The following is an 8,048-nucleotide window of genomic DNA, read 5'->3' as shown; positions in this document are numbered from 1 at the left end:
TGGGGTGTGGGGTGTAGGGTGTGGGGTGTGGGGTGTGGGGAGAATAAATAAAAATAATCTCCTGACTACTGATAACTGATAACTGATAACTGATAACTGATAACTGATAACTGATAACTGATAACTGATAACCGATAACTGTCTCCCGTCTCCTGACAAGGCCAATTAACCGAATCTACCGGCTACATAATCGCGAGTTTGTTGATTAACTGCATCGGTGAAAATTTTCTGGGTGGCATCACATTCCACCAAACGACCGACACGGGTTTCATCGGCATTAAAAAAGGCCGTGCGATCGGATACCCTAGAGGCCTGTTGCATATTATGGGTGACAATGACGATCGTGTATTGTTGCTTCAACTCATGGATTAATTCCTCGACTTTGAGGGTAGAAAGGGGGTCTAAAGCAGAACAAGGTTCATCCATTAATAATACTTTTGGTTTTACCGCCAAAGCGCGAGCAATACACAATCTTTGTTGTTGTCCTCCCGATAATCCTAAAGCAGATTTATTCAACAGATCTTTAACTTCATTCCAAAGAGCAGCTCCTTTTAAAGCTGATTCCACAATCCCATCTAATTCACTGCGACTAGCGGAACGATAAATTCTAATACCGTAGGCAATATTATCGTAAATAGTAGCGGGAAAAGGGTTAGGGCGCTGAAACACCATACCCACCTGTCGCCTTAAGGTATGAAGGTTAACTTTGGGGGCGTAGATATCTTGACCAAAAAACCTAACTTTGCCCTTAACTGTCACTTGCCCCTCTAATTCCCCGATGCGATTGAGGGCTTTTAAGAGAGTGGATTTACCACAACCAGAGGGGCCGATCATGGCGGTTACTTGCTTTTGCGGGATTTCTAAAGAAACCCCTTCTAGTGCTTTTTTGCTACCGTAGAAAAAGCTAAGATTTTCGACTTCGATCGCCGAATTAGCTAGAGAAGTAGGACTGTTCATGAGAGAGGAATCGATCATAAGAAAAATGCTTAATTTGAGCGTTTACGAGTGACAAAACGGGAGATAAGGCTAGTAATTAAAACTAAGATAATTAGGACTAAAGAAGCTGTCCAAGCCAAGGAATTTTGTTCAGGAAAGGGGGAACTAGCATAGTTATAAATCAACACCGTTAAAGCCGGTGTGGGCGACCAAAGACTTTCTTGCCAAAATTGACTAAATAAAGCCGTAAACATTAAGGGGGCGGTTTCTCCAGCGGCCCGGGCCACCGCTAATAATATCCCGGTCATAATCGGTGCGATCGCTGCTGGCAGGACAATGCGAAATACCGTATCGAAACGGGAACCCCCCAAAGCGGAGGAACCGAGACGGTAGGACATGGGTATTAGTTTTAGTGCCTCTTCCGTGGTTAAAGCGATGATCGGCAACATGATCACCCCCAAAGCAAAAGCCCCCGCCACGGCGGAAAATTGTTTGGTAGTTAAGACCAAAACCCCGAAGGAAAACACCCCGACGATAACGGAAGGGGTACTACTCAACACCACGATCGCGAAGCGCAGAATACCGCCAATTTTGGAACCCCGAGCGAATTCCGAGAGGAAAACCCCGGTGAGAATCCCCAGAGGTATGCTGCCTAAAGCCGCTAAACCGACCATAGTTAAAGTCCCCACGATCGCATTAGCAAAACCATTGGGAACACTGGGATCGGAGCCAACTGGGGCGGGTAAAGAGGTGAAAACTTGCCAATTGAATCCGGGTAAACCTTCTTTGACAATTTGAAAGAGGATAGCGAATAAAGGCAGAATGGCGATAGCACTAAGAGCGATCGCTAAACCCGTGAGACCGTTGGTAAAAAAATGTCGCCACGGTGACAGGGGTTGCTGTAAATCTTCTTCAGGAAAAGCTCCTTGGCTCATAAAATTAACGATTGCGGTTGATAAACTGTACTAATAAAGCCGCTACACTATTGACGGCCAAGGTAATAACAAATAGAATCAAAGCTAGATACATCAAAGCTCCGATGTGGATTTTTTCAAAAGCTTCTGGGAAGGTATTAGCTAGTACAGCAGGAATAGTATAACCGGGGGCCAAGAGGGAGGGACTAATAATCGAGGAGTTACCGATTACCATGGCTACCGCCATAGTTTCCCCTAAAGCACGCCCTAAACCGAGGATAATCGCCCCGATAATACCGGAACTCGCCGCCGGCAACAGCACGCGCCAGATGGTTTCCCAACGAGTCGCCCCTAGGGCCATGGAGGCGCTGCGTAATTCCGGGGGGACGGTAAGCAAGACATCGCGACTGATAGCGGAAATAGTCGGCACGATCATGATGGCCAGGATGACACCGGCGATCAGCATACTTGGTCCCAAAGGTTGGGTATTAAACAAAGGGAACCAAGCAAAATTTTGAAATAACCATTCTTGCAGGGGTTTAAGCACGGGAATTAGCACAAAAATCCCCCATAACCCGATAATTACACTAGGAATCGAGGCGATTAATTCCACTAGAAAACCGATGGGATAACGGATACTTGCTGGTAAATAATTCTCGCTAGTGGTTAAAGCAACGGCGACACTGAGGGGAATAGCTAATAAAAGAGCCAGAATCGAGGAAACAACGGAACCGAAAATAAAGGGTAAACCACCAAATTTGAGGACGTTCACATCCCAAGTGGTTCCCCAGAGAAATCCCCAACCGAATTCATTGATCGCCGGCCGCGCATCCTGAAAAACAATCCAGGCCATCCAGAGCAGAAAAATTAAACCGGAGGCGGCACAAATCCAGACTAGGAGCGTAAAAATGCGATCAAATAAACCCGCAGTGCCGGGGTTTTCGTTAAGATTGGCCGCCGAGACGTCCAAGGACTCGACGGATTCAGAAAAATTAGCCATAAAGTAGAGAGCGATTACCAGTTATCAGTTGTTGAAAACGCAACTGTAGGGGCTGAACATTGTTCAGCCCACAGAAAAGAAATACTTGCAGTTATTAGTTATGGACTTAACCGGTAACTTTTTTCCATTTTACTGGAAAGCGGTGACAATCAAGCCTAAACTAATACAAAAGTATTTAGGTTTGCTGAAAAAGTACGGGCGAAGCATTCGGTTAGAAAATCTCCGGTTTCACCGATAGGTTATTGCCCGAATGCTTCGCCCCTACAGGACGCGGGCCGATGAAGACGCAAGGTTTTCAAAGACGATTCTCTCAAAATTTGCACCTGTTTCGCGAGAAAAGCCACAAAACCCTTACCTTACCTACATTTCACATTTATTCAGCAAACCCTATTTATTTAATTTTGTTAACTTCGGCTAAAACTCTTTGAGTCACCGATTGGGGAATCCGAGTAAATTCCAATTGATTGTTAATACCTTGACCGGTGGTGAGAATCCAAGTTAACAGTCTTTTAATTTCTGCTGCTTTTTTGTTATCAGCATAGTCTTTCGGTACTAATAACCAAGTAATCCCGACGATCGGATAACCACTGCTCGGATCGTCCATATTAGCGGTAAAATCGGCGTTAAATTTGATCCCTTCCATCGCCTTGTTAGCTTGGGCGAGACTGGGTTCGACAAATTGACCGGCTTTATTCTGAACTTTAGCAGTTCTCATGGTTGCCCCTTCATTTTTGCGGGCAAAGGTATCTTGAACGTAACCGATCGAGCCTTCTGTTTGTTTAACCAGGGCCGCCACACCATCATTTTTCGGTCCTTTGAGAACTGTAAAACCCCAGTTGGGTTCTTTGCTGGTTCCCACTTTACTTTTGAAAGAAGGACTAATCGCGCTCAGGTGAGAGGTAAAAATCTCGGTAGTACCGCTACCATCAGCCCTAACCACCACTTTAATGGGTTGGTTGGGCAGTTTCGGATCCACCTGTCTCCAGTTAGTGATCTCGCCACTGAAGATTTTACCCAGGTTAGCCCGGGAAATTTGTAGGTTATTTACCCCAGGCAGATTATAAACCACAGCGACGGCTCCTCCGGCGGTGGGAACCAGCAATAAACCGTTTTTCATCTGGCTTTTTTCGGAAGAGGAAGGAGCGGCATCGGAAGCGCCAAAATCGACGGTTCCGGCGATAAATTGCCGGACACCGGCACCGCTACCGACGGAATTATAGTTAACGGTGACACCAGTGGCGTTTTTATAGTCGGCAAAATAACGCTGGTATAGGGGCGCGGGAAAGGAGGCTCCTGCACCGTTCAGGGTTTGGGCGAGGGTTTCTCCCATCGTCCCTGCTAAGGCCGCTGCCGTGGCGAAGGAGACAGCACACACACGAGTTAGGGTAGCAGTTGAGAATATCATAAGTTTTCCGGTTGAAGAATCCTGCACAATTGGAGAAAGTTGAACTTTCTTCAAGATATAGTTTAAGGCACAAATATTACTTTTAAATCTAGAAATATTGGAGATTTTTTTAGGTTAAGATTGGGTAAAATTTTGGTTAAGTTTAATTTAAAAAATCCACAGCTTTTGGCAACAATTTAGATCGATAAAGACCAAAATCTATTGTATCTATGGATGAAATCTTAATTTTAACCATCTGTTGGGGAGAAATTGCCCGGACAAAGCTTTTTATCTAGGATTTGCTGAATAATGGTAAAACCCTTTTAATACCAATTCTCCAAAGTCTGACTACAGAAGTTTAATCCCCCTAAATCCCCCTTAAAAAGGGTGACTTAAATTCGATGTGTAGTTTTCATTTAGAGAAATAGTATAAGTAGGTAAGCGTTAAAAATTATCAGACACCCCCCTTATCAAGGAGGGCAGGGGGGATCTGACAACTTTTAACGCCTACCTACTTAGCTACCTTTTTAATGTCTCATCGCTTCTATTATTTTCATGGTTTCGACGCTGACAGTACAGACTCTTTGTAGTAAGTCAATTACTGTTTCTTTATAATCGGCAAAGCGATAATTATTAAATCTTTCGGCGATGGTTTGATCTTTGGGTTTCTTTTCCTTATATTGATCTAATATCCATTCTAGGGCCGAACGATTACCGAGTTTATATTCCCAAGCAATTTTGGGAATATCTTGTAGGAAAGTGACATCATCAAGGTTGATAGAATTTTTTTCTCGGTCAGCTTTTAGTTTAGGTTTCGGTTTGAGGTTATTATTAGTATCAATGCGGGTTAGTGGGTAGGGTGCGACGGTTTCATATTTGATATGTAATTCCATTAGTTTGCTTCCCCATTCTACCCATTGAGAGAAGTTATCATAAAAGGGAAGTCGCGGAAATTCTCGCTTGAGATTTAATTCGTATTTACTGCGATATTCCGGGTAGTGAAGGACTGCATAAGTGTAGTGGAAGATGTGGAGTTTGGTGATGGTTTTATCGTTGTAATGGTTTTGGAATTGCTGCAATCCCCAATCGGTGATATTATCGATGCGGTTTCCTTCTTTGTCGTAGTAGTAAAGAGGGAGACATTGAGAGTCACCTGTTAAATGTAAATCAAAAATTTGATTACTTGAGAGAACTGTAAATGCTTTTTGTCCAGAAGAATAAATAATAACTATGTTTTGAGAATTTATATCAGGAAAGATTTTTGGGAGTTGATATTGCATTTCATTAACACATTTATCCCAGTAAATATATTTTGAAACAAAACTTCTATATAGAGATGGTAATATGCAATTCTCATCAAAACTTATTTTACTATTATTTGTTAATTGTTTTTTTAAGTCTCTCGTCCACTTAATCTCAGTTGATAATTTTTCCTCTAAAACATTTGATGTTTTTGATATTTTTCCTAGTTGTCTATTATAAATTTCTAGAAAATAAGACATTTTACGAGATAAGTTTTTGTCAGAATAATCATATACCCATTCATCTCGATTGGTTACTACACCCAATGAAAATAGTTTGAAAACTGCCATTTCTTCTGCGCCAGATTTGGCTAGTTTAGTATTCTTATTTACCAATGGTATCAGACAATCGAAATCATTATCTGATTGTTCAATCCAATTATGCTTTTTATCTGGGATGATATGCTCGAAATCAAGCTGATTAAGTTTTGTGGATGACAAAAACTCTAATTTTTGCGCTGCTGTATCCAATTCAGGACGGCGAGTATATAAAATTTGACAAGGAAGATTATTACTTTCTCGCTTCACCATCAAACTAATCGTCACCCCCGTCTGAATACCGAAAACATTATGAGTTGTCCCTGAAAGTTTAGGATTTTTCCTGACATTACCACCTAAATCAATGATATAAATTTCACTAAACTCATTCTCTACTACTTTTCTAAAACCGTCAAATGTCCTCGCATCGATAAAAGAAGAGTTAGTAATAAAAGCTATTATACCATTTTCACCTAACCTATCTGTAGCCCAACGAAAGAAGCGAGAATACATATCATATAGCTTTGTCTTCTGCGCTGTACTCTCTTCGATGTAAGTATCCTTAATGCGCTTATCAATAGCAGGATACTTCCGATTTTTATTATTGTCATTCTCATTTTGCTGATTAGCATTATAAGGAGGATTCCCAATAATTACAGAAATATTGCGGTCATTTTGATTTTGAATCCGTTGGGTATTCTCCACCGACATGGCAAACAAATCCATCTGCTTGAGATGAAAAGCAGCATGGTCCAGGGTATCCACAAAACAAATATGCTCAAACTCCTCATACTCACCCATCTTCTGCTTGTAGGTGAACTCAATATTCAAATTCGCAATATAATAAGGCAGAATTGCCACCTCATTACAGTGCATCTCATGCTTATACTTGTACCGTAACTTATCCTTCGGTAAATACTCAATCAACTCCGTCACAAAAGTTCCTGTCCCCGTCGCCGGATCTAAAATTTCTACTCCTGGATCCGCCAACAACTTACCAAAATGCTTATGTACTAAATAATCGACACTTTCAATCATAAAACGGACAATTTCATTGGGTGTATAGACAATTCCCAACCGGTCTGCCGCTTTCGGATTGTATGCTTTATAAAAATTCTCATAAATCGCCTTGAGAAACTTCTGCTTTTCGTGGTGGTTATAAATATTCGCCGCCGTCCGCCGAATTACCGCATAATAACGTTCAATAGTCCCTAAAGTATTGCGCTTAGTATTACCAGTAAAGAAAGTTTCAATCACTCCCTGTAATTCCCTAGCGATATTATTTTCCCGGTGAAATTGGGACTCATTAAAAATATTGATAAAAATATCCTCTGTCAGGATGTGCTGAATAATCATCTCTCGCACATCTTCCAGACTAATTTCTGGATTGATTGACTTGCGACAAATCTCTAAAAAATTGTCCCGCGCTGTCACAAAATTCCGATTCGTCTCCGACTGCAACGCAATTAAATCCCGCAACGCTTCTAAAATTGTTGGTAAATCTTCCTTAAAACTATCAATTGCCTCTCGAAAATCCTCAACCTCCGGACGTACATAATTAATAAAAGCATTAATAATCCCATCCAAAGCCTCATCATCGCGCATCGAGACGCGCAGTCTTTCCTCTCCTCCTTGAATTAAAACCGCCGTCTGGGAATCTTCAAATAAAATATTGTCATTAGGGTAGCCTTTCGCTAACTTTTTCTCAATTTCTTCGTCTAAATTATCGTATTGATCCTTACTTTCCCAATATCCCCAATCTAACCGTAAAGCATCCTTAACCGTCCCGTCAGGATAGACAACTTTTCCCGACTTAGTGCGATAATCCAACTCCGGAATTAACAAAAAATCCCGCGCCTTGCAATAGTCATTTAACAAATTCTGAAAAGCGACTCTAATCGAAGTTTCCTTGCGACTGCCGCCATATTGGACAATCTTCTCAACTTCCGCCTGATACTGGCTGATTAATAATCTAGACATGGGCTTAGAGGAGGTAAATTAAGTAGTTATAATCAAATAGAAGATAGATTTTGGACTCTGATCCCCCCTGCCCCCCTTGATAAGGGGGGTGCCGATAGGCGGGGGGATCTACCCTTGATAAGGGGGGTGCCGATAGGCGGGGGGATCTACCCTTATTAAGGGGGGTGCCGATAGGCGGGGGGAGCTCCCCTTGATAAGGGGGGTGCCGCTAGGCGGGGGGATCTACCCTTGTTACGGGGGGTGCCGATAGGCGGGGGGATCTCCCCTTGATCAGG

At 42.3% G+C, this 8,048-nt stretch carries 5 protein-coding genes; all 5 read right to left on the bottom strand.

Annotated elements, in window-relative coordinates:
• Positions 1 to 165 precede the first annotated feature (165 nt).
• Positions 166 to 975 carry a phosphate ABC transporter ATP-binding protein PstB gene (pstB, locus tag ACOCD9_RS10405; RefSeq protein WP_419547356.1) on the bottom strand — a complete coding sequence of 270 codons (810 nt, stop codon included), beginning with the start codon at positions 973 to 975 and terminating at the stop codon, positions 166 to 168.
• A gap of 11 nt (positions 976 to 986) precedes the next feature.
• A complete protein-coding gene (pstA, locus tag ACOCD9_RS10400; RefSeq protein WP_419547354.1) occupies positions 987 to 1,871 on the bottom strand; it encodes a phosphate ABC transporter permease PstA in 885 nt (294 codons plus the stop codon).
• Between the two features lie 4 nt (positions 1,872 to 1,875).
• On the bottom strand, positions 1,876 to 2,850 hold the full coding sequence (gene pstC, locus ACOCD9_RS10395) for a phosphate ABC transporter permease subunit PstC (protein WP_287702385.1): 975 nt from the start codon (positions 2,848 to 2,850) through the stop codon (positions 1,876 to 1,878).
• Between the two features lie 391 nt (positions 2,851 to 3,241).
• A complete protein-coding gene (gene pstS, locus ACOCD9_RS10390) occupies positions 3,242 to 4,255 on the bottom strand; it encodes a phosphate ABC transporter substrate-binding protein PstS (RefSeq protein WP_419547352.1) in 1,014 nt (337 codons plus the stop codon).
• A gap of 506 nt (positions 4,256 to 4,761) precedes the next feature.
• Positions 4,762 to 7,773, bottom strand: a complete 3,012-nt coding sequence (locus ACOCD9_RS10385; RefSeq protein ID WP_419547350.1) for a type ISP restriction/modification enzyme — start codon at positions 7,771 to 7,773, stop codon at positions 4,762 to 4,764.
• Positions 7,774 to 8,048: the final 275 nt, after the last annotated feature.

The sequence above is a fragment of the Microcystis sp. genome (assembly GCF_048564745.1).
GTDB classification, from domain to species: Bacteria; Cyanobacteriota; Cyanobacteriia; order Cyanobacteriales; family Microcystaceae; genus Microcystis; species Microcystis ichthyoblabe_A.
Note: the sequence above shows the minus strand (reverse complement) of the source record. Positions and strands in the feature narration are given on the sequence as shown.

Bases quoted from the DNA above. Each gene is read 5' to 3' on its own strand.
- pstS (WP_419547352.1), bottom strand. From the start codon at position 4,255: ATGATATTCTCAACTGCTACCCTAACTCGTGTGTGTGCTGTCTCCTTC.
- ACOCD9_RS10385 (WP_419547350.1), bottom strand. From the start codon at position 7,773: ATGTCTAGATTATTAATCAGCCAGTATCAGGCGGAAGTTGAGAAGATT.
- pstB (WP_419547356.1), bottom strand. From the start codon at position 975: ATGATCGATTCCTCTCTCATGAACAGTCCTACTTCTCTAGCTAATTCG.
- pstC (WP_287702385.1), bottom strand. From the start codon at position 2,850: ATGGCTAATTTTTCTGAATCCGTCGAGTCCTTGGACGTCTCGGCGGCC.
- pstA (WP_419547354.1), bottom strand. From the start codon at position 1,871: ATGAGCCAAGGAGCTTTTCCTGAAGAAGATTTACAGCAACCCCTGTCA.